The organism is Candidatus Pelagibacter sp. HIMB1517 (assembly GCF_052047895.1).
In the GTDB taxonomy this organism is placed as follows: domain Bacteria; phylum Pseudomonadota; class Alphaproteobacteria; order Pelagibacterales; family Pelagibacteraceae; genus HIMB114.
Map to the genome: position 1 here is coordinate 1 of NZ_JBNAIW010000015.1, position 22,995 is coordinate 22,995.

Annotated in this window: 25 protein-coding genes and 1 pseudogene; 12 read left to right on the forward strand and 14 right to left on the reverse strand. The window is 26.4% G+C overall.

Annotated elements, in window-relative coordinates:
* Both ACTTAT_RS06450 and rsmA read left to right on the forward strand, forming a co-directional pair.
* Nucleotides 1-856, forward strand: an 856-nt coding sequence (locus ACTTAT_RS06450) for a 4-hydroxythreonine-4-phosphate dehydrogenase PdxA (protein WP_440680218.1), incomplete at its 5' end; no start/stop codon positions are given.
* Entirely contained in the window at nucleotides 857-1,624 is a 768-nt protein-coding gene (rsmA, locus tag ACTTAT_RS06455; protein ID WP_440680219.1) for a 16S rRNA (adenine(1518)-N(6)/adenine(1519)-N(6))-dimethyltransferase RsmA, read from the forward strand.
* Here rsmA and gmk read toward each other — a convergent pair.
* From gmk to fabD, 4 genes are read right to left on the reverse strand one after another with little or no spacing between them, the layout of a single operon-like run.
* Nucleotides 1,619-2,227: a guanylate kinase gene (gene gmk / locus ACTTAT_RS06460; protein ID WP_440680220.1), complete on the reverse strand. Its 609-nt coding sequence runs from the start codon at nucleotides 2,225-2,227 to the stop codon at nucleotides 1,619-1,621. The two genes, rsmA and gmk, sit on opposite strands and share 6 nt — an antisense overlap.
* 13 nt (nucleotides 2,228-2,240) lie before the next feature.
* On the reverse strand, nucleotides 2,241-2,477 hold the full coding sequence (locus tag ACTTAT_RS06465; RefSeq protein WP_440680221.1) for an acyl carrier protein: 237 nt from the start codon (nucleotides 2,475-2,477) through the stop codon (nucleotides 2,241-2,243).
* 51 nt (nucleotides 2,478-2,528) lie between these two features.
* The gene (fabG, locus tag ACTTAT_RS06470; protein WP_440680222.1) at nucleotides 2,529-3,263 is read right to left on the reverse strand and encodes a 3-oxoacyl-[acyl-carrier-protein] reductase; all 735 of its coding nucleotides are present in this window, start codon (nucleotides 3,261-3,263) and stop codon (nucleotides 2,529-2,531) included.
* The gene (fabD, locus tag ACTTAT_RS06475) at nucleotides 3,256-4,182 is read right to left on the reverse strand and encodes an ACP S-malonyltransferase (RefSeq protein WP_440680223.1); all 927 of its coding nucleotides are present in this window, start codon (nucleotides 4,180-4,182) and stop codon (nucleotides 3,256-3,258) included. Before fabD ends, fabG begins: the two co-directional genes overlap by 8 nt.
* A 78-nt stretch (nucleotides 4,183-4,260) precedes the next feature.
* Between fabD and rpsF the strand changes: the two genes are divergently transcribed.
* The 8 genes from rpsF to purF all read left to right on the forward strand — a co-directional run bounded on the left by rpsF (nucleotide 4,261) and on the right by purF (nucleotide 12,437).
* Nucleotides 4,261-4,587 (forward strand): 30S ribosomal protein S6, encoded by a 327-nt coding sequence (gene rpsF, locus ACTTAT_RS06480; protein WP_440680224.1) that lies wholly within the window; start codon nucleotides 4,261-4,263, stop codon nucleotides 4,585-4,587.
* On the forward strand, nucleotides 4,588-4,854 hold the full coding sequence (gene rpsR / locus ACTTAT_RS06485; protein ID WP_440680225.1) for a 30S ribosomal protein S18: 267 nt from the start codon (nucleotides 4,588-4,590) through the stop codon (nucleotides 4,852-4,854).
* A gap of 2 nt (nucleotides 4,855-4,856) precedes the next feature.
* Entirely contained in the window at nucleotides 4,857-5,306 is a 450-nt protein-coding gene (gene rplI / locus ACTTAT_RS06490) for a 50S ribosomal protein L9 (RefSeq protein ID WP_440680226.1), read from the forward strand.
* 71 nt (nucleotides 5,307-5,377) lie between these two features.
* Entirely contained in the window at nucleotides 5,378-6,799 is a 1,422-nt protein-coding gene (locus ACTTAT_RS06495) for a replicative DNA helicase (protein WP_440680227.1), read from the forward strand.
* Nucleotides 6,800-6,850: 51 nt separating this feature from the next.
* Nucleotides 6,851-7,930, forward strand: coding sequence for an alanine racemase (gene alr, locus ACTTAT_RS06500; RefSeq protein WP_440680228.1), 1,080 nt, complete (start codon nucleotides 6,851-6,853; stop codon nucleotides 7,928-7,930).
* On the forward strand, nucleotides 7,930-10,395 hold the full coding sequence (locus ACTTAT_RS06505) for an efflux RND transporter permease subunit (protein WP_440680229.1): 2,466 nt from the start codon (nucleotides 7,930-7,932) through the stop codon (nucleotides 10,393-10,395). Before alr ends, ACTTAT_RS06505 begins: the two co-directional genes overlap by 1 nt.
* Entirely contained in the window at nucleotides 10,395-10,946 is a 552-nt protein-coding gene (locus ACTTAT_RS06510) for a CvpA family protein (protein WP_440680230.1), read from the forward strand. Before ACTTAT_RS06505 ends, ACTTAT_RS06510 begins: the two co-directional genes overlap by 1 nt.
* A gap of 51 nt (nucleotides 10,947-10,997) precedes the next feature.
* Nucleotides 10,998-12,437: an amidophosphoribosyltransferase gene (gene purF, locus ACTTAT_RS06515; RefSeq protein WP_440680231.1), complete on the forward strand. Its 1,440-nt coding sequence runs from the start codon at nucleotides 10,998-11,000 to the stop codon at nucleotides 12,435-12,437.
* Here purF and ACTTAT_RS06520 read toward each other — a convergent pair.
* From ACTTAT_RS06520 to ACTTAT_RS06565, 10 genes are read right to left on the reverse strand one after another with little or no spacing between them, the layout of a single operon-like run.
* Nucleotides 12,434-13,249: a GTPase gene (locus tag ACTTAT_RS06520; RefSeq protein ID WP_440680233.1), complete on the reverse strand. Its 816-nt coding sequence runs from the start codon at nucleotides 13,247-13,249 to the stop codon at nucleotides 12,434-12,436. The genes purF and ACTTAT_RS06520 overlap by 4 nt on opposite strands.
* On the reverse strand, nucleotides 13,249-14,502 hold the full coding sequence (locus ACTTAT_RS06525) for an outer membrane protein assembly factor BamB family protein (RefSeq protein ID WP_440680234.1): 1,254 nt from the start codon (nucleotides 14,500-14,502) through the stop codon (nucleotides 13,249-13,251). Before ACTTAT_RS06525 ends, ACTTAT_RS06520 begins: the two co-directional genes overlap by 1 nt.
* On the reverse strand, nucleotides 14,502-15,065 hold the full coding sequence (locus tag ACTTAT_RS06530) for a hypothetical protein (RefSeq protein ID WP_440680235.1): 564 nt from the start codon (nucleotides 15,063-15,065) through the stop codon (nucleotides 14,502-14,504). The genes ACTTAT_RS06525 and ACTTAT_RS06530 overlap by 1 nt, the downstream gene beginning before the upstream one ends.
* 2 nt (nucleotides 15,066-15,067) lie before the next feature.
* Nucleotides 15,068-15,838, reverse strand: coding sequence for a 3-methyl-2-oxobutanoate hydroxymethyltransferase (panB, locus tag ACTTAT_RS06535; RefSeq protein ID WP_440680236.1), 771 nt, complete (start codon nucleotides 15,836-15,838; stop codon nucleotides 15,068-15,070).
* Between the two features lie 3 nt (nucleotides 15,839-15,841).
* On the reverse strand, nucleotides 15,842-17,407 hold the full coding sequence (gene guaA, locus ACTTAT_RS06540) for a glutamine-hydrolyzing GMP synthase (RefSeq protein WP_440680243.1): 1,566 nt from the start codon (nucleotides 17,405-17,407) through the stop codon (nucleotides 15,842-15,844).
* On the reverse strand, nucleotides 17,401-17,820 hold the full coding sequence (locus ACTTAT_RS06545) for a tetratricopeptide repeat protein (protein WP_440680237.1): 420 nt from the start codon (nucleotides 17,818-17,820) through the stop codon (nucleotides 17,401-17,403). The genes guaA and ACTTAT_RS06545 overlap by 7 nt, the downstream gene beginning before the upstream one ends.
* Entirely contained in the window at nucleotides 17,813-19,273 is a 1,461-nt protein-coding gene (gene guaB, locus ACTTAT_RS06550; RefSeq protein ID WP_440680238.1) for an IMP dehydrogenase, read from the reverse strand. Before guaB ends, ACTTAT_RS06545 begins: the two co-directional genes overlap by 8 nt.
* 47 nt (nucleotides 19,274-19,320) lie before the next feature.
* Nucleotides 19,321-19,938, reverse strand: a complete 618-nt coding sequence (locus ACTTAT_RS06555) for an RlmE family RNA methyltransferase (RefSeq protein WP_440680239.1) — start codon at nucleotides 19,936-19,938, stop codon at nucleotides 19,321-19,323.
* A gap of 2 nt (nucleotides 19,939-19,940) precedes the next feature.
* Entirely contained in the window at nucleotides 19,941-20,726 is a 786-nt protein-coding gene (gene pssA / locus ACTTAT_RS06560) for a CDP-diacylglycerol--serine O-phosphatidyltransferase (protein ID WP_440680240.1), read from the reverse strand.
* 2 nt (nucleotides 20,727-20,728) lie between these two features.
* Entirely contained in the window at nucleotides 20,729-21,403 is a 675-nt protein-coding gene (locus tag ACTTAT_RS06565; RefSeq protein WP_440680241.1) for a phosphatidylserine decarboxylase, read from the reverse strand.
* A 57-nt stretch (nucleotides 21,404-21,460) separates the two neighbouring features.
* Here ACTTAT_RS06565 and ACTTAT_RS06570 point away from each other — a divergent pair, with 57 nt between their 5' ends.
* Complete coding sequence (locus ACTTAT_RS06570) at nucleotides 21,461-22,675, forward strand: NADP-dependent isocitrate dehydrogenase (RefSeq protein WP_440680242.1); 1,215 nt, start codon at nucleotides 21,461-21,463, stop codon at nucleotides 22,673-22,675.
* Nucleotides 22,676-22,677: 2 nt separating this feature from the next.
* Nucleotides 22,678-22,995 (forward strand): annotated as a pseudogene (locus ACTTAT_RS06575) (glycosyltransferase family 9 protein); the annotation flags it as partial.

Consider the following 22,995-nt stretch of genomic DNA (forward strand, 5'->3'; position numbering starts at 1 on the left):
CAATAAAAGTATAAGTGAACAAATAATTATTAAATCTCTTAATAAGATTAAAAAATCAAAATTAAAAAAAGTTTACTTCATTGGTGATAAACATAACTTTAAAAAACTATATAAAAAATCATTAATTATAAAAAAAATCATTTTCATACAATGCAGCAGTCACTTATACACATCTGATAACTATATTAAAAATATAACGAAAATATCAATAGACCTGCACAATAATAATAAAATTGATAAAATTATAAACATGCCATTGAATAAAAAAAAATATCTAAAATTGTTCCCAGGCTTTACAGAGTTTTTTTCTGAAACATTAGATAAAAAAAAAAATGAAAATATGATTATGTATAGTGAAAAATTTTCTACATGCCCCTTAACTACTCATGTTGAAATAAGATCAATATATAAAAAAATTAATAAAAAAAATTTAAGAAACTGTATCGAGAATATAATCAATTTTTACAAAAAAATTATAAAGAAAAAAATTACTATTGTTGTATTGGGTATAAACCCACATGCAAGTAAAGATATGATAAAAAATACAAAAGATTTCACAATAATAAAACCAATAATTGAATATTACAAAAAAAAAGGAGTTGATATTTTAGGACCTGTCTCTGCAGACACAGCTTTTACGAATGTTAAAAATAAAATTTTTATTGGAATGTATCATGATCAAGCCCTCATACCTTTCAAAATATTAAACAAATTTAATGGCATCAATGTAACAATTGGTAAAAAAATTATTAGAATGTCTCCAGATCACGGTACAGGGGTAAATATTATTAATAAAAAAAAAATAATAAATAATCAAAGTTTTATCAAATGTATTGAGTTCTGTGAAAATTATTAAATGTATAAAAAAAAATTTGGTCAAAATTTTTTAATTAACGAAAATATATCTGATCAAATAATAGAATTAGAAAGTATTAATAATAGAAATATTTTAGAAGTTGGCGTTGGAAATTTAGCTCTTACGAAAAGAATTATAAATAAAAAACCTGATATTTTTTTTTCACTTGAGATAGACAGAGATATAATATCTAGAATTAAAAATGAATTTTATAAAAAATTTATAAGAAATTTTGATGCGCTAAAAATTGATGAGTTGAGTTTATTTAAGAAAAAAAATTTTTCAATAATCTCTAATTTACCGTTTAATATATCATCTCAATTGTTAATTAAATGGTTGAAAATTCAAAATAATTATAATTGTATCAATAGTATGACTTTAATGTTTCAAAAAGAATTAGCTGAGAGAATTATAGCAGAAAAAGATAATAGGAAGTACGGTAGACTTTCAATTTTATCGAGTGCTTTTTTTAATATTGAAAAAAAAATTGATATAAGAAAAGAAGATTTTTTTCCTATCCCAAAAGTTGATGCAACAGTTTTAAAATTTACACCACTTAAAAAAAATAAAATAAACAAAAATGATTTTTTAAAATTAGAGAAGATTACATCTTTTTTTTTTAATGAAAGACGTAAAAAAAATGAAAAAAAAATTAAAAAACTTTTTAATGATACTTTAATCAAAGATAACAGGCTTGAAAAATATTTTTCTCTAAGGCCAGAAAATATTGATAAAAATGAATATTATAAATTTTGTAAAATTTTATAGATATTTTATTTTTTTCTCCACTAAATCTTTGCGTTTTTTCTCTTCATCTAACGCTTTGATCTTTTGTAAAATTAATTTTACACATTTTTCAAGATTGTCATTTATAAAGACATAATCATATTCAGTCCAATGAGTAATATCTTTTTTTGCCGTAGAAAATCTCTTTAAAGCAATATGCGGATCATTCATATGTCTTGTTAATAATCTTTTTTTTAAAATTTTTACACTAGGTGGCAATAAATAAAATGAAAAACAATTTTTTTTAATTTTCTTTTTTATTGATCTTGCACCTTGCCAATCTACATCAAATAGAACAATTTTATTTTTTTTTAAATTTTTTATTACTTGACTATTTAAAGTTCCATAAAAGTTATCATATACTTTGGCATATTCTAAAAATTTTTTATTTTTTTTGAAATTTAAAAATTTTTCTTTTGTAATAAAAAAATAGTCAATTCCATTTTTCTCTTTTTCTCTAGCTTTTCTTGTTGTGCACGAAATTGATAAATAAGAATTTTTTATTTTTTTTAATATTTTTTTTGTAATAGTAGTTTTTCCAGCCCCTGAAGGGGATGAAATGATTATTGAAAGTCCATTGCTCAAAGTTTATGTAAATTTATTTCGCGTTACTTTCTATAAACTTTACAGCATCACCTACTGTTAATATTTTTTCTGCTTCGCTATCAGATATTTCTGATCCAAACTCTTCTTCAAAAGCCATTACTAATTCAACTGTATCCAAACTATCAGCGCCAAGATCATCAATAAAGCTTGCCTCGTCTGTTACTTTAGCTGCATCAACACCCAGGTGATCAACAATAATTTTTTTTACTTTTTCCCTAACATCGCTCATAAATTCTCCTTTTTGTTTAAAATATTTCTTTAAATGATTAATTTAACTTAATCAAGCCATATACATCCCACCATTCACATGTATTGTCTCACCTGTTATATATGAAGAATCATCAGAGCAAAGAAAAATTACAGCATTTGCAATATCTTCGCCTGTCCCTAGTCTATTAATTGGAATATTTTTTAATAACTCATTTTTGTATTCTTCTTTTAAATCTTTAGTCATATCTGTAGCAATAAAACCTGGGGATACACAATTTACTCTAATATTTTTTTTGGCATATTCCTTTGCCAATGATTTGGTCATCGCAACAACACCTGCCTTTGAAGCTGTGTAATTAGCTTGACCCGCATTACCAGTATGCCCAACAACAGAAGTTATGTTAACTATACTGCCTGATTTATTTTTAATCATGGCTTTTATTGCAGTTTGACATGTAAAAAAAACCGAATTTAGGTTAACATCTATTACATCTTTCCATTCTTCTTCTTTCATTCTTAAGGTTAAATTATCTTTAGTAATTCCTGCATTATTAATTAGAATATCAATACCGCCAAGAGAGTCTATAAGCCTTGGAAACTGCTTTACTACGTCATTTTGATTTTTTAAATTTAATTGTTCAATTTTAATATTGGGGAATTTTTTTTTTAAATTTTCTAAATTGTTAGAATTAGAACCAATGGTTAAAATTTCTGCATCAAGTTTATAAAGTGCTTCCAATACCGATAACCCTATACCTCTCGACCCACCGGTAATAATTACTTTTTTATTTTTTAAACTATTCATAATTTCTTATATCCTCCAAATTATCGAGTTTTAAACATTTAATTTCAAATTCAAATCTTTTAAACATATTTGTCAAAGCTTTACCGGGACCACATTCTACAGCCTCTAATATTCTATTGTTTGAAAAATAACCAACTGTATCTCTCCATTTAACTCTTGAAAAAACACATTTAATTAGCAAGTTTTTTATTTCATTACTCAAGTGTTCGGCTTTTGCACTAACATTTGACACTAAAGGAATTTTAGGATCACTAAATTTAAAATCTACCATGTAATTTTTTAACTCTTCAGCAGCAGGTTTCATCATGCTACAATGAAAAGGAGCGCTGACTGGCAAAGATATAGATTTTTTTTTTAATTCTTCTTTTAATAAAATCACAATTTCATCAACTTCTGACTTAGATCCACTTATAACACATTGTCCTGGGCAATTATCATTTGAAATTTCTACAGTCTGAAAATTTTTTTCCAAAATAAATTTTTCTAAGCTATCTATATCTGTGTTCAAAACTGCTGCCATGCTACCTTCTCCAACTGGTACAGCGTTTTGCATTGCTTGACCTCTTTTTTTTAAAATTTTAGCCGCGTCGGAAAGCTTGATTGATTCAGAGGCTACTAACGCACTATATTCACCGAGAGAGTGTCCAGCGCATAAGTTGAAATCACTAATATTAATATCTTTTTCTTTTTTCAAAGCTTTGAAAGTTGCAATACTTACTGCCATAATCGCAGGTTGTGTATTCTCTGTTAAGTTCAATTTTTTAACATCTTCACCAAAAATTATTTTGCTTAAATTTTGATTTAAGGCACTGTCAACTTCCTCAAATACTCTCTTAGAGACATCAAAATTCTCTTTCAAATACTTTCCCATACCTAAATATTGGGATCCTTGGCCTGGAAAAACTATACATTTAGTCATTTTAATAAGAATATATCTATTGAATTAAAATTAATACTCTTATATCAAACCATTTTTTTAAATTAAATAATTATAAATGTGAATATATACGAACATACATATATCGCTGTTCCAGAAGCTAACAAAAAAGATATGGAGAGCATAGAGAGCAAAATTGAGGAAATTGTAAAAAAATCTTCAGGCAAAATTTGTAAAATTGAAGATTGGGGCTTACGTAATTTAGCTTATCCAATAAAAAAAAATAACAAAGGATATTACAGAAATTTGTATTTGGAAGGTGATAGCAAAACAATAAGAGCTATTGAAGAATTTGAAAAATTTAATGATAAAGTAATAAAATACTTATCTATGAAAATTAAAAATCTTCCTAAAGAAGATTCTGAACTTGCAAAAGAAAAAAAATAAATGAAAAAAAAACAATTCAAGAAAAAAAGTGGCTTTGGACTTTCCTCAAAATTATCACAAATTGGAAAAAAAAGTTGCCCCTTAGCAAAAAAAAATATTGAAGAACTTAATTACAAAAATATTAAATTATTGAAAAAATATATTTCAGACTCTGCTAAAATATTACCTACAAGAATTACAAACGTATCACATGGTAAACAAAAAATTCTAGTTAGGGAGATTAAAAAAGCGCGAGCATTAGCTCTATTACCTTACGTAGGAAATTAATTATGAAAGTAATTTTATTAGAAAATATAAAGAAACTTGGAACTATCGGACAAAAAGTAAATGTAAAAGATGGTTTTGGTAGAAATTATTTATTAAAAAAAGGCAAAGCATTATTGCCTACCAAAGAAAATATTGCTCATTTTGAAACTAAAAAAGCTGAAATAATTAAAAAAAATGAAATTGAGAAAAATAAAGCAATTGAAATTTCAGAAAAACTTAAAGCAGTTAAAATTACTGTGCGAAAAGAAATAATGGAAAATGGGAACCTTTATGGTTCAGTTACAATTAAAGAAATTTGCAGTGAAATAATAAACTCTTCTAAGGTTGAAATTAAACCTGAGCAAATTGAGCTTGCTGCGAATATTAAATCAAAAGGTGAATATAAGTTTATTGTAAATCTTCACGCTGAAGTTCAATCTGAAGTTTTGTTAGAAGTTGTTCCTAAAGAATAATTGTTAACTTTTCCACATTATAAAAAATATTTTTAAAATGAAAAATATTACTATGAGTATAATTATGGCTCATGAGTTCAGAGCTAATTAACCTAGATATTAATAAAAATCATATACCAAAAAATATTGAGGCGGAGCAAACAGTTCTTGGTTCGATTTTAGAAAATAATGAACTTTTTGATGAAATAACTGATGAAATCAATGAAGGTCATTTTCATGACACAATACATCAAAAAATTTATAAGATTATTTCAAACTTAATATCAAAAGGATTACTCGCTAACCCAATAACAATAAAAAATTTTTTTAATGATAATCAAGAGTTGACAGAAATCGGTGGCTTAGAATATCTTTTAAAATTAACTAAAGTTTCTACTACTAAAAATCAAATCAAACATTATTCAAAACTACTCGCCGACCTATATATCAGAAGACAACTAATTAAAATTAGTGAGGAAACACTTGAAGACAGTAAAAATAAAGAATTAGACATAACTGGAACAAATATTTTAGAAAATACAGAAAGAAAACTTTTTGAAATTGCAGAACGGGGAGAATTTCAAAGAAGTTTCGTAACATTTAAAGATGCGCTTAAAGAAACAATTGATATGGCAACAGCGGCTTATAAAAATGACCAAGGAATAGTTGGCGTTCCATCTGGACTGACAGATCTTGATGATAGATTAGGCGGGCTACATAAGCAAGATCTAATAATTATCGCAGGTAGACCTTCAATGGGTAAAACTGCCCTTGCAACAAATATTGCATTCAATGCAGCTGAAAATATTCAAAAACAAAATAAAAAAACCTCAGTAGCATTTTTTTCACTAGAAATGTCATCAGAACAACTCTCTACTAGAATTTTATCTGAACAATCTAAAATAAAATCAAATGACATAAGAAGGGGAAAAATTAATCAAGAAGATTTTGAAAAATTTATTGAAGCATCAAAAAATTTAGAAAATTTACCACTGCATATTGATGATACTCCAGCAATAACAATTTCAGCACTTAGTAACCGTGCCAGAAGACTAAAAAGAAAACAGGGATTAGACTTAATTGTAATTGATTATATTCAATTAATGAAATCATCTGGGTATAGAAATGAAGGTAGAGTTTTGGAAATAGCTGAAATTACTCAAGGTTTAAAAGCTTTGGCAAAAGAACTTGATGTTCCAGTATTAGCATTATCTCAATTATCTAGACAGGTAGAACAGAGGGAAGATAAAAAACCTCAATTAGCTGATTTAAGAGAATCAGGGTCAATTGAACAAGATGCCGATGTAGTGATGTTTGTATTTAGAGAGCAATATTATCTTGAAAAACAAGAACCCAAGCTGGGGACTGCAGAGCATGTAGAATGGCAAGAAAAAATGAATCAAGTACACAATCAAGCAGAAATTATTATTGGTAAACAAAGGCATGGACCTACGGGGCTAATCAAGCTTGAATTTGAAAGCGCATTTACTAAATTTAAAGATGCAAGTAATTAAAAAATAGTTACTTTTTTTCTAATTAAATATATATACCAATCATCATCCAGTATGAAATACTCAACTCCAACTTTAGATATAAATTTAAACGCGGTTAAGCAAAATTATTTAACTATTAAAAAATTTTGTAATAAATCAGAAATATGCGGTACTGTTAAAGCTTCGAGTTATGGACTTGGTGGACATAATAAAATTGTAACAACCTTAAAAAATGCAGGATGTAAAAGATTTTTTGTTGCAAACATTAATGAAGGTATTTTTATAAGAAAAAAATTTAAATCAATAATAATTAATATTTTAAATGGACTTAATCGAGGTGAAGAAAAGATTTTATATAAACACAATTTAAATCCAGTAATAAACACAATTTCACAACTAAAAAAATGGTTAATTTTTACAAAAAATAAAAGGAAAAATAAATTAGTCATTCATTTCGACACAGGTATGTGTCGTTTAGGGATACAAGAAAATCAAATTATAGAAGTGTTAAAGTTAAAAGATCAAATTAATAAGTTTAAAGAAGTTATAATTATGAGTCACTTAGCATGTGCAGGTGATAAAAAAAATAATTTTAATGAAAAGCAAAGAAAAAAGTTTGAGAAAATAAGGAAGACTCTTCCAGGTTATAAATATAGTTTAGCTGCATCAGGTGGAATTTTTTTAGGTAAAAAATACCACTATGATTTAGTTCGTCCAGGTATAAATCTTTATGGAGGAAGCAAAAGTTTGAATAGCAAGATAAAACATGTTGTAAGTTTGAAAGCTCCAATTATTCAAATAAATAATTTAAAAAAAGGCGAAACTGCAGGATACTCAAGAACATTTAAAGCCAAAAGAGACTCTGTAACAGCAACTATTCCAATGGGATACGCAGATGGGATTGGTATAAGATTGTCAAATAAAGGTTACGTCCATTTTAAAAACAAAAAAATCCCTATGATTGGAAGAGTATCAATGGATTTAATCATCTTAGATATAACTAAATTTAAAAATAAAATTAAAGTTGGAGATTTTGTAGAGGTGTATAATGATAAATTTACAATTGATAATTTCGCAAATCTCACAGGCACAATCCCATATAGAATAATTACTTGTATTTCAAAAAGGTATTTAAGAAATTATAAAAATTAATGTTTGGAAAATTTTATAATAAAATTTTACAATATCCTCTCTATATTCTTTTAATTTTTTCTACGTTATTTATATTTTCAATCTATCAATCTAAAAATTTTGAATTAGATGCCTCTGCAGATACACTATTGATAGATAATGACCCTGATTTAATTTATTTAAGAGAACTTAATAAAAGATATAAATCTGAAGAATTTTTTATTATTACCTACACACCTAACAACCCAAATAAAAAAGAAATAATTAAAGAATTAGAAAAATTAGTTACAGAAATAAATAATTTTAAATGGATTAGTAAAACTGTATCGATAATAAACGCTCCTTTGCTTCAATCTACAAATGAGCCTTTAATGGACAGGATAAAAAACTTAAAGTACATCACAAATGAAAATATTGATACTGATAAGGCTATAAAAGAATTGACTACAAGCCCTGTTTACAAAAATTTAATTATTAGCGAAGACTCTAAAACATTTGGTATTGTAGCCTTCCTTAAAGACAACAAACCTTATTTGGAAGCTATAGATACTAAGTCTAAATTATTGCTATCAAAAAAAATAAATAAACAAGATTTAGAATTAATTAATCAAAAATTAAAAAAACTACAAAAACAACATTCGAACAATGTAAGTGAATATAATGCCTCTATAAAAGAACTTATAAGCAATTATCAATCTAATGCAGAAATTAGATTGAGTGGAATACCAATGATTGCTGATGATATGATTTCATTTATAAAAAACGATATTATTATTTTTGGTTTTGGAGTTTTTTTATTTATTATTTTCACCCTTTGGTATGTTTTTAAAAATATAAATTGGGTAATTTTTCCATTATTAAATTGTTTACTTGCTATTACATTAATGGTTGGCTTTCTAAGTACAGTTGGATGGAAAGTAACTGTTATATCATCAAACTTTATTGCACTTATGTTAATTTTAACTATGTCAATGAATATTCATTATTTAGTAAGATACATGCAAGTTGACATAAGCAATTTTAATTTTGAAGAACCGATAGATCAAACTAACTTTAGAATTAAACAAACTTCTAGTTCAATATTCTTTCCTATCCTTTATGCTGTCCTAACTACAATATGCGCATTTTTATCCTTAGTATTTAGTGAAATAAAACCTGTTATAGATTTTGGCTGGATGATGACAATTGGTTTGTTTATATCTTTTATAACTACTTTTTTATTTCTTCCGGTTTTAATAAAAATCTTTAATCCTCCTATCTCAGAAAATTTAAAATCATCAGACTCTAAGACTGCAAAAATTTTTCTAAGTTTTTCAAATAAAAATAAATTTATTTATTTAACTTCGATATCTCTAATTATAATTTCATTTATAGGAATATCTAAACTTAAAGTTGAGAATAGTTTTATAAATTATTTTGATAAAGATACTGAAATTTACAAAGGCATGAAAAATATTGATGAAAAGCTTGGGGGCACAACTCCTTTGGAGATAATATTAAAATTTAAAGCTAAAAAATTAAACAATGATGATGATAGTTTTTTGGGATCAAGCTCAAATAAAGAGGATGATTTTCTTGGAGGACAAATATCACAAAACGATAATTCAAAGTATTGGTTCACCAGAGATAAGATAGACAGGATAGTAAATATACATAACTATTTAGAAAGCCAGCCTGAAATAGGAAAAGTTTTATCATTCTCATCAATATTAAGTATAGCTGAAAGCTTAAATAATAATAAAAAGCTTGGAAGTCTAGAGATGGGCGTGTTGTATGAAAAACTTCCTGATAATATTAAAGAACAAATAATTAAGCCTTATATTTCAATTAAAGATAATGAAGCAAGAATTACTATGCGAATTAAAGATTCTCAAAAAGACCTTAGAAGAAAAGAATTAATAAATAGAATTGAAAATGACCTTAAAAAAAAATTTAAGATAAATAGTGATGAGTTTAAATTGGCAGGTGTTTTGATTATTTTTAATAATTTATTACAGAGCTTATTCGACTCTCAAATTAAAACTTTGGGAATAGTTATGGCTGGAATTTTTCTAATGTTTCTAGTGTTATTCAGATCAATAAAGCTATCTATCATTGGCATAATTCCAAATTTTATTGCAGCTACTTTTGTATTAGGTTTTATAGGTATTTTAAATATCCCTTTAGATATGATGACTATTACTATAGCAGCAATAACAATTGGTATTGCTGTCGATAATAGCATTCATTACATTTATCGATTTAAATTTGAAAAAGAAAATGAAAATATTGAAGCTAAACAAATAACTAACAATTGTCACCAATCTGTTGGTAAAGCAATAATTAGTACATCTTTTACAATTATATTTGGCTTTTCAATTTTAGTATTATCGAATTTTATTCCTACTATTTATTTTGGTCTATTCACTGGATTGGCAATGTTAACTGCATTATTTTTAGTTTTAACACTGTTACCTAATTTACTAAATAAATTTTATACAAATTAATGGACTCGTTTTTTGAAATTTTTGAGGGTTCAGTAACACTTTTAGATGCAATATTAATAATATACATTTTATTTAATTTAATTTCAGGAATTAGAAATGGTTTTGTTGCCAGTTTAATATCTTTCTCAAAATGGATTATTGCATTATTATCTGTTAAATTTTTATTACCAGTTCTTAGACCTTATCTAGACGATATAATTTCATCTGAACTAATGACTGATGTGATTTTAGGTAGCACTATATTCTTTATCACTTTGTTTACTGTTTTGTTAATAAACAAAGGTTTAAAAAAAACAATCAAATGGGCTGGGTTAGGTTCTATCGATACATTTTTTGGTTTTATTTTCGGAATAATAAAAGGGTATATTTATTTTGTATCTCTTTTTACCATTATAAATTTCCTACACCCAAATGATAAATGGCCAAATTATTTAAATAAAGGTTTAACTTTTGATTATATTATATGGGGAAATGAGCTTATGATTGAAGCATTCCCAAATAGATATGAATATTTAGACAAAAGTAGAGAAAAATTAGATAAAATTAAATAAATTTTTTAATGTAAAAATGACTTTTCATTATTTTTATTATACTAAGGTTTTGTGGAAGATAGATTAAGAGAAGAATGCGGTGTTTTTGGTGTTTATAATCATCCAGAAGCATCGGCATTAGTCGCACTGGGCTTACATGCTCTTCAACATAGAGGGCAAGAGGCCTGTGGAATAAATTCATTTGACGGAAAAAACTTTTATTTAATTAAAAGAAGAGGTTTAGTTGGTGACAACTTTACAGACCCAAAAATTATTGAACAATTAAAGGGCCATACGGCAATCGGTCATAACAGATACTCCACTACCGGTGCACCCTTAATACGAAATATACAACCTTTTTTTGCGGATCTTCATACAGGCGGTTTGGGTATTGCTCATAATGGAAATTTAACAAACGCTATAAGTATTAGGGAAAAAATGGTTAAAGATGGTGCAATATTTCAATCTACATCTGATACGGAGACGCTTGTACAATTAATTGCTAAATCTAAAAGAACTAGAACAATTGATAAAATAATTGATGCAGTTTTTCAAGTTCAGGGTGGCTATGCTGTAACTATTATGACAAATAAAAAACTTGTTGGCATAAGAGATCCTTTTGGCATTAGACCTTTGGTACTAGGTAAATTAAAAGATTCTTACATTTTATCATCAGAAACTTGTGCTCTTGATATTATAGGTGCTGAATTTATTAGAGAGATTGAAAATGGAGAGATAATAGTAATAGATAAAAATGGAGCTGAAAGTATTAAGCCTTTTCCTAAAGTGCAAGCAAGGCCCTGTGTATTTGAATATGTTTATTTTTCCAGACCTGACAGTATTGTTGGCGGTAAAGCAGTACATGAATATAGAAAAAAATTAGGTGAAGAATTAGCAAAAGAAAATACTATTGATGCCGATATTGTAACAGCGGTACCAGATTCTGGTATACCAGCTGCAATAGGTTATTCTAATCAATCTAAAATAACCTATGATATGGGAATTATAAGAAATCACTATGTTGGTAGAACTTTTATTGAACCGACTCAACAAATTAGGCAGCTTGGGGTAAAATTAAAACACAATGCAAATAAAGAAATCATAAAGAACAAAAAACTTATACTTGTTGATGACTCTATAGTTAGGGGCACCACTTCAAAAAAGATTGTAGATATGCTCTACAATGCTGGAGCTAAAGAAATTCACCTTTGTATATCAAGCCCTCCAATAAAGCACCCAGACTACTATGGCATTGATACGCCTAATATAAAAGATTTAATTGCTGCAAATCATTCTATTGAGGAAATAAGAAAAGTTATTGGAGTAGATACTTTGCAATTTTTGACTATTGAAGGATTATATAAAGCTCTAGGTTATTCTGGAAGAAATAATTCTGCACCACAGTTTACTGACCACTGTTTTACTGGTGATTACCCTGTCCAACCTGTTGATCAACTTAACCAGTTTGAAAAAAACAACCAGCTATCGCTATTAAGCAATGTAAGGCTTTAAGACTTGGAATAAGGATTATTATTATTTAAATATTTTATAACAACAATTTGATTATAAATTTTTAAATTAATTAAAACCTGCTTAATAAAAAAATTTTTATAATCTTTACTTAATGAAGTAAGCTTGTTGCCAAAAGCTTTAAATATCATAGGCTTAGAATTAACATGTCTTAAGAATTTTATAGTCGGTCTACTTTTTTTTGAATAAACTGGCTGATGTTTTTCTAAAATATTTTTTAGTGCTAAATTTACATCTTTATTTTTAATAATTTTTTTTGTATTTAAAAATAGTTCATATATTTTTTTAAGCAAAAATTCTTTTTTAACATTTTTCAAAGCTGAAATAAATATCGGTTTTAACAAAATATTAGGATAATTTTTTTTAAAAAAAAATTTAAAATAATCTTCTTTTTTTTTTAGATTTTCTTTAATCAAATCAGTTTTGTTAACAATTACAATAACATTTTTTAATTTATTTAAGATTAATCTAAATAGTTGTTTGTCATTTTTTGTAATTTCGTCATTACCATCTAAAATAAAAAATACTACGTCTGATAAATTTATTTGTTTTATTGTATGGCTTGTAATTAATTTTTGTTTACCTTCATAAGATTTTGACTTTTTCTTTAATCCGCCTAAATCTATTAGATTAATATTGATATTTTTAAACTCTTTAGAAGATGATATTGGGTATATTGTTGTACCAGCAACTTGGCCAACTTTAGAAATATCTTTGTCTAATATTTTATTAAAAATCGTTGATTTTCCAACATTAGGCTTTCCAACTATACATACATTAAAGTTTTCATTCATTAGTATTCGTAAATTGCATCACCAGTGTTCACATAAAGGCTGTTATTTATTATAATCAAATCAGAATATTTTTTAAAAAATTTATTAACTTTGTATTTTGTCAAATCAGATTTGTTAATTGTAACTAAATATCCATTGATATCAAACAGATAAACATTTTTTTGATTTATTAAAACATCTTTAAATAAAAGTTTTTTATTTTTTTTTGTTAATGAAATCTTTTTATTAAATAAAATTTTTCCATTATTTTTATTAATTATAAAAATATAATTTTCAAAAACGCTAAATAAATAATTTTTAGAGACAACAAATCTATTCGTAGAATAAATTGGAGCAGACCATCTCAGCAAACCAGTATTTGAGTCTATACTATAAGTATTTCCATTATTATTAGATATGTACACAATGCCACTATCATCGATAGTAATTGGACTCGAGCTAGAAATTAATGGTAAATTTTCAAAGTTTTCATTATCAAATATTAAAGACCATTTAATATTTTTTGCGGCTAAATCTAAACAATATACTTCAGAACTATCATTGGTAAAAAAAATATTATTATTATAAATGGCAATTTGATATGAACTATCATCTTTCAATTTTTTTGAAGATGTTTCAAAACTCCAATTTAAATTTCCATTATTTATATTTATAGAAAAAATTTTACTATTACTATTTATAATAAACAAATTATTTTCGTAAATTTTTAAATTTGATCTAAATGGAACGCCAAAGTTTTTCTTCCAGTTTAGTTCTAAATTTTTTATCTTAAAAGAATGTACATTTCCTAAATTATCTGAAATATATAAATTATTTTTATAAGCAATAATTGAGAAGTTAACATTATAATTTTTGTAAATTTTTCTTTTATAGATTTTTTTGGAATTAATTTTTTTGAAATCTAAACTATATATGATGATATTAGATTTTGAGTTTATGGTTATGATATTGTTATTATGAATAATAAATTTATTAAATTTTTTTGAAATTTGTCTTTTTTTTTTTTCAAAAAACACCTTGGTAGGTTTTATGTAATTTTTAGAATTCTGACCTGACTCACTCCAATTTTTATATATAGCATAATTAGATTTTTCTAATGATTTTATTTTAATTATTTCCTGACTATTTAAATTTTTTCTATCAATTAAATTTATTTTTTTTCCCTGATTAATAAAAGATTCTATATCAACAAGGTCGTCTTTTTTTCCACATGAAAATAAAAATAAAAAAAAAGCTAAAATAAATTTTATCATTATTTAATATTTTTTATTTGTGAAGCTTTTTTAACTTGATTATTTTTTATGTAGTAATCATAAAGCAATTTATTTTTTAAAAGTCCAAAGGTATCTCCATCACTTATTTTTAAAAGTTTTAAAATTTCACGTTCTTCTATCGACTCAAAACTAATAATGACTTTTTTTATATCTTGTAATTCTTTTAAATAACTTGCCTTTATATTAAAATCTACATTATTAATTAAATCTAAAGCTTGTTTTGAACTATTGGTTTCTAAATAATAATCTAAAAGCTTGTTTATAGATAGCAACATAACTGTTTGATTGCTAGTTTTTTTAAGTTTATTTAAAATTTCAATTGCTTTATTGGCATCAGTATTTAGCAAAATTTCGGCTCGTAAATATTCTGAGAGAGAATTTTCTTTTTTCTTATAGTCAAAATATAAATATATCTGAATTAATATTGGAACTATTATAAAAAACAATAAAGCAGATTTTAAAAAAATTTTGTTTTTATGATAAAACCTATTAATTTTATCTCTTAATACTTCTTCTTTGAGTTCAGTTTCAAGATTATCCATTATTATCTATAAATATTTTTATTTGTAGGAAATTTTCCAATTATCACATCTTTAGAATATCTTTTTACAGCATTGCTAACTTCTTTTTTAAGATTAAAATATTTTTTTACAAACTTTGGAACTTTATCAAATAATCCTAGCATATCTTCTAATACTAAAATTTGACCATGGCAGTTTTTGGATGCACCAATACCAATAATTGGTACTGTTGAATTTTTAACTATTTTTTTTGCCAGATCTTCTTTTACTCCTTCTAGGACAACCGAAAAAACACCCGCTTTTTGTATACTTATTAAATCATTTATAATTTTAGTTTGTTCAATTTTGTCTTTTCCTAAAATCTTATAATCTTTTTTTGATTTAACTTTTTGTGGAAGCAAACCAATATGGCCCATCACATTAATATTGTTTTTGACTAAATGAGATATAATTTTCACAACATTACTGCCACCTTCTAGTTTAATGGCATCACATTTGATTTCTTTGATTATTTTTAATGCATTTTTTTTAGCATCGTTTTTATTCCTATAAGTTCCAAATGGCATATCAACTACTAATATAGATTTTTTTATACCTTTCCTTACAGATTTGCCGTGTCTTATAATATCATCTAAGTGAACAGATCTAGTCGAGCTGTTACCATAATAAGCCATTCCCAAAGAGTCTCCAACTAGTACTAAGTCACAATAATTATCTACTATCTCTGCAGTAAATTTATTATAGGCTGTTAAGCAAACTATTTTTTTTTTATTTTTAATTTTTATTTTTTTCATATTCTACTCCCACTCAATAGTGCCCGGTGGTTTAGAAGTTATATCATATACAACCCTATTTATTCCATTAACTTCATTTATAATTCTATTTGAAATCTCAGATATATCCTTATGTTTAAAGTTATAATAATCGGCTGTCATACCATCTATAGAAGTTACAGCTCTTAAAGCGCAAACATAATCATAAGTTCTAGAATCTCCCATTACCCCTACAGTTTTAACTGGTAACAATACAGCAAAAGCCTGCCAAATATTTTTATAAATATTTCTAGCTTTAAGTTCATCGATAAAAATTTTATCAGCATTCTGCAAAATATTGATTTTTTTTTTATCAATACTGCCTGGAATTCTAATTGCCAGACCTGGCCCAGGAAAGGGATGTCTATTTAACAAATATTGATCTACATTCAGGCTTTTTCCAATTTTTCTTACCTCATCTTTGAACATTTCATTAAAGGGTTCAATCAACTTTAATTTCATTTTTTTTGGTAGGCCGCCTACATTGTGATGAGATTTAATAATTGATGTCGGGCTTCCTGAAAAACTCTTACTTTCTATTAAATCAGGGTAAAGCGTTCCTTGCGCTAAAAATTTAATATTTTTATTTTTTTTTGTAAAATTTTCAAAAATTTTAATAAAAATATTTCCTATAATTTTTCTTTTTTTTTCTGGGTCTGATATGTTTTTTAATTTTTTTAAAAAAATATTCTTAGCATTAATTATATAAAAAGATTTTTTAAATTTATTTTTAAAAATTCTATTTATTTCCTCTGTCTCCCCCATCCTCATTAATCCTGTATCCACGTAAACACATATTAAATTGCGCTTAATTGCTTTAAATAATAAATGAGCCAATACACTGCTATCAACACCACCAGACAAAGCACATAAAACCTTCTCATTATTTTTAACAGAAAATTTTATTTTATTTATGATGTTTGATATTTTTTTATTGTCTGTCCAATTTTTTCTAACATTGCATATTTTAAATAAAAAATTAAAGAAAATTTTTTTTCCATTATTTGTATGAAAAACTTCAGGGTGAAATTGGGTCGAATATATTTTTCTTTCCTTATGCTCTAATATTGCAAATTTAGAATTTGAACTTGAGGCAATTACTTTAAATTTTCTTGGTATTATATCAACAGAGTCTGAATGGCTCATCCAAACAGTGTTGATTTTATTTTTGAAAAAACCATTTGTTAATAATGATTTTTTTTTTTCAAAAAGAGTTGCGTTGCCAAACTCTTTTTTTTTTGAAAACTTTGTTTTGCCTCCAAAAAAATTAGAAATTAATTGGTGTCCATAACATATACCAAGTATTGGGATATTTTGATTAATTTTACTAATATTTATTTTTGGAGCAGATTTATTTAAGGTTGATTTTGGACCGCCAGATAAAATTATTCCTTTAACAGATTTATCAAATTTGTTTAATTTATTAAAGAATTTGTAATTTATTAATTCACAATAAACTCCAAGTTCTCTTATTTGTCTTGCGATTAACTGAGTAACTTGAGACCCAAAATCAATAATTATTACTTTTTGATCAGATTGACTCATTAAGATTTAAATTTATTAATTAATTCCCTTAATTCACTGTTTTTTTTGCACATTTTATTGCAAGATGAACTAAAAATTTCTATTTTCTTTTTTGCTAGATTATAATCTCCATCATTTATTTTTTTAATGATAAGATAATATAATGCTTCTTCATTTTTAGGCTCTAACAGTAAAACAGTATTTAGATTCTTTTCAAATTCATCGTTCTGCTTCATTGCTTTAAATATTTTTGCTAAATATAGATAGCTTTTTGAGTTTTTAGTATTTCTTACAATATCTTTTTCGAAATATAATTTTGATTTATCTAATTGGTTTAAATCAAAATTTTTCTTTCCTAATTCAAAATAATTATTTTCAACAGCAAAAACATTAAAGGATAAAAAAAAAGTAACTAATATTATAATTATGCTTCTATTCATTTATAGGATAGTTCGGTGATTGTTTTGTGATTTGTACATCGTGAACATGTCCTTCTTTAATGCCAGAGTTAGAAATTTCAATAAATTTTGCATTTTTTTTAAATTGCTCGAGGTTTATTGCACCTAAATAGCCCATGGATGATTTTAACCCCCCTGCCAATTGCTCTATAATATTTTTGACTGGTCCACGATATGGAACTCTACCTTCTATTCCTTCTGGAACTAATTTTAATTGATCTTTGACGTCCTGTTGAAAATATCTATCTGCCGAACCTCTAGCCATTGCAGCAATAGATCCCATTCCTCTATAAGATTTATATGATCTTCCTTGATAGAAAAATATTTCTCCTGGAGTCTCATCTGTTCCTGCTAATAACGAGCCTATCATTACTGCATCAGCTCCGGCCCCAAGTGCTTTAGCAATATCACCTGAATATCTTATCCCCCCATCTGCTATTAGTTTGACATTTTTAAATTTATTTAAACCTTTTTTTACATTTAAAATTGCTGAAAATTGAGGATAGCCTATTCCCGCAACAACTCTAGTAGTACATATTGAACCTGGACCGATACCAACTTTAACAGCATCGACTTTTAATTTTGCTAATTCAATAGCGGCATCCTCTGTAGCAATATTTCCTGCAATTAGTGAAATTCGATTGTTGTTTGATCTAATTTTTTTTACTGTATCTATAACAGCTTGGGAATGACCATGAGCTGTATCAACTACTAAAAAATCACAACCTGACTCAATTAATGCATAAGCTCTATTCAAACCATCTTGACCAACTCCAACAGCGGCTCCAACGATAAGTGATTTTTTTTTGTCTTTAGATGCTAATGGAAATTTTTCTGACTTCTCGATATCTTTAACAGTAATCAATCCTAAACATTTTTTTTTATTATTTGTTACAATTAATTTTTCAATTCTATATTTGTGTAATAGTTTTTTTGCCTCATTACTTGAATAACCTTCTTTGATTGTGATAACTTTTTTTGTCATAAGATCTTTGACTTTAGCTTTGTCATTTCTACTGAATCTGAGATCTCTATTCGTGATAATGCCTAAAATTTCATTTTTTTTATTTACCACAGGTATGCCAGAAATATTTTTTTCTTTGATTATATTTTTTACTTCTAGGATTGAATTTTCTGGACCAATAGTAATTGGGTCTACTACCATTCCAGATTCATATTTTTTAACTTTCAAAACTTCATTTACTTGACTTTCTATAGAAAGATTTTTGTGCAAACACGCTGCACCACCTAACTGAGCCATTGCAATTGCAAGTTTAGACTCTGACACGGTATCCATTGCAGCAGAGATTATTGGAATTTCTAGTTTGATATTAGAAGAAATTTGCGTTGCAGTGGAACATGAACTTGGTTGAACATTACTTTTTTTCGGTACTAAAAGAACGTCGTCAAATGTATATGCTTTGGATATTTCCATATACGTAATTATGATATTTATAATTTATTGTCAATTTGAAGATCTTATTATTTTTTACAAAACAAATACATTTCCTTTGAATCTTTTCTGCTAGATTTTGGTTTAATTATTTTGTTAACACTAAAATTCACTTTAGAATATTTTATTATTTCTTTGTCCAGCTCCCCATTAAAGAATTTACATAGTAAATAGCCTTCTTTACAAAGATTTTTATATGCAAAATCTAATACATCTAGGCAAATTGAATTAGTTTTAAAAGAGTCTAACTTTTTATTTCCAGTTGTATTTACTGCAATATCAGAAAGGACAACATTAATGATTTTATATCTTTCTAGTATTTTTTGTTGTACATTATTATCTGTAAAATCACCGTGGATAAAACTAACTTCTTTTAAATCTTCCATTTTAATTACATCTACAGCTAAAATATTTTTAAATCCTTTTTTACTTAAATACTGCGACCAGCTTCCAGGAGCAGAGCCAAGATCAATGATACTTTGATTAGTTTTTAGAAAGTTGATTTTTTTATTAATCTCTTCCAATTTAAATACTGCCCTCGACCTGAATCCTTCTTTTTTTGCTTTAAGAACAAGGCTGTCATTATAATGTCTCTGGATCCATCTTTTGGAACTGCCACTTAAGCTTTTCTTTTTAAATTTAACCAAAGTTAAAAAATTTCATCAGAAATTATGCTGTCACCATCTTTTCTTTTTGCTTTTTTTTCATAAGTTTTTTTTAAATTTATAAAATTAAAAAAACTTATTGGGATTAATAGAAGATAAAAAATTCCAGTAATTACTAAAGTTTCGTAAGTTTTGTTGAATAATAATCCAAAATATAAAACAAAAATAAAAGCTAAAATAATAAAAATATTTTTTGTTATTTGTATTTTTTTAAATGCATAAGTTGGAATTTTACTTACCATTAAAAATGAAACAATAATTACCATTATAAGATTATGAAAATCATTTTTTAAATATATGTAATTAAATTCTGAAAATGAAAATATCATGGGTAATAATATTAGACCAGCTGCGGCTGGAGCAGGAACTCCAGAAAAAAAATTTACTCTCCAATCATTTTTGAAGTAATTTTCATTTGATAAATTAAATCTTGCCAATCTTAAACAGCAGGCAACTACAAATATTAAAGATACTATCCAGCCATAAAACTTAATATTACTTAAAGACCAAAAATAAATTATCAAACCTGGACAAACTCCAAAATTAACAAAGTCAGTTAAAGAATCTAGTTCTGCGCCAAATTTAGATGTTCCATTTATCAATCTTGCGATTCTCCCATCAATAGAATCTAATATTGCAGCAATAACAATAAAAATTATAGACTTTTCAAAATTTCCTTCAAAAGCTAATTTTATAGAATTTAAACCAATACATAATCCTAAAATTGTAATAAAGTTGGGTAACGCAATTCTAAAATCAATTTTTTTCATCTTTAAGCTTTTACACTTAATGTTTTTCTACCTGCTATTAAACTTTCCCCCGCAACAACTGTCTGTCCTTTTTTTACTAAAACTTTAAAATTATTTGAAAAAAATAAATCAACCCTACTTCCAAATCTAATAATGCCAAATGACTGTCCCTGTTTATAATGATCATCAGAATTGCAATATGAGATTATTCTCCTGGCAACAAGTCCGGCAACTTGTGTAACTATAATTTTATCATTTAAAACTGAATTTATTTTTATTAAATTTCTTTCATTTTTTTGACTAGCATCATCCAAAGATGCATTTAAATATTCGCCAGGTTTATAAAAAACCTCATCAACTTTGCACTCAATTGGAAATCTATTAACATGACAATTAAATACATTCATAAAAATACTTACCTTTGTAAATTTTTCATTTTCCAAAGAAAATTCTTTGGGTCCGCTTATATTTTCTTCTATCTGACATACCATCCCGTCTGCTGGTGCTACTAAAAAATTGCTATCATTTATTGGGTATCTTTCAGGATCTCTAAAAAAATAAAAAACCCAAATAGAAACTACAATTCCCAATAAGCCGAGAAATTTTGAAAATAATAAAAAAACAAAGGTTACAATCAAACTAATAGTTAAAAATTTGTGACCTTCTTTATGCAGCTTTGGTAAAATTACATCTATCATTGTATATGCTTGATTTATTATTAATTAAAAGTATATAAGACAACTCTTTATTATCAAATGAGTAAAATTAAAGTTAAAAATCCAGTAGTAGAATTAGATGGTGATGAAATGACTAGAATTATTTGGTCATTTATCAAAGATAAGCTGATACTTCCTTATTTAGATATAGATCTAAAATATTATGACTTAGGAATGGAAAGTAGAGATAATACAGATGATCAAATCACAATAGACTGCGCTAAAGCAATTCAAAAATACAATGTTGGTGTAAAATGTGCGACTATTACTCCTGACGAAGATAGAGTTGAAGAATTCAGGTTAAAAAAAATGTGGAAGTCTCCAAATGGTACTATTAGGAATATTTTAGGAGGTACAATTTTTAGAGAACCAATAATTTGCAAAAATGTTCCAAGGCTTGTTCCTCATTGGACTGATCCTATCGTTATTGGCCGTCACGCTTTTGGTGATCAATATAGAGCAACAGATTTTAAAGTTCCTGGAAGAGGTAAGCTTACAATTAAATGGGAATCAGAAGATGGAAAAAACAACATCGAGCATGAAGTATTTAATTTTCCTTCATCTGGAATTGCTCTTTCAATGTATAATTTAGATGAGTCGATCAGAGATTTTGCAAGAGCTTCTATGAATTATGGCTTACAAAGAAAATGGCCGGTTTACATGTCTACAAAAAATACAATTTTAAAAGCATATGATGGAAGATTTAGAGATATTTTTCAAGAAGTGTTCGATAAAGAATTTAAATCAGAATTTGAAAAAAATGGATTAAGCTATGAGCATAGACTAATCGATGACATGGTAGCTTGTGCTCTTAAATGGTCTGGAAAATTTGTTTGGGCGTGTAAAAATTACGACGGTGATGTTCAATGTGATACCGTTGCTCAAGGTTATGGCTCTCTTGGACTAATGACTAGCGTGTTAATGACGCCAGATGGGAAAACTGTAGAATCTGAAGCCGCTCATGGAACTGTAACAAGGCACTATAGGCAGCATCAGCAAGGAAAAGAAACTTCTACAAATCCAATAGCTTCTATTTTTGCCTGGACAAGAGGATTAGTTCATAGAGGAAAATTAGATGGTAATGATGAGTTAATCAAGTTTGCTAACTCGCTTGAAGAAGTATGTATAAATACAGTTGAATCTGGACAAATGACGAAAGATCTAGCTTTATTGGTTGGTAAAGATACAAAATTTTTGACTACTAATCAGTTCTTAGAAGCTATCGATGGTAATTTAAAATCTAAATTATCTTAAAATTGCTTGAAAAAATAAAAAATATTTTAATCATAAATTCAGGTGGAGGTTTGGGAGATACTATCCAATATGTCCCTTTGCTAAATTGGTTTAATGAAAATTATCCAAATATAAAATTATATTATTATGCAAATGACTATGAAAATTATTATTTTGAAAATTCTCTAAAAGGATTAAAAAATAATAATATAAAAATTATTAAAAATTTCCCAAGATATTTTGGCTTTAGGTTAAATCACTATTTTCAATCACAAAAGTTAGCAAAAAAAAATAATTTAGATTATTTTGATTTAATAATAGATAATCAAACTAAACTAAGA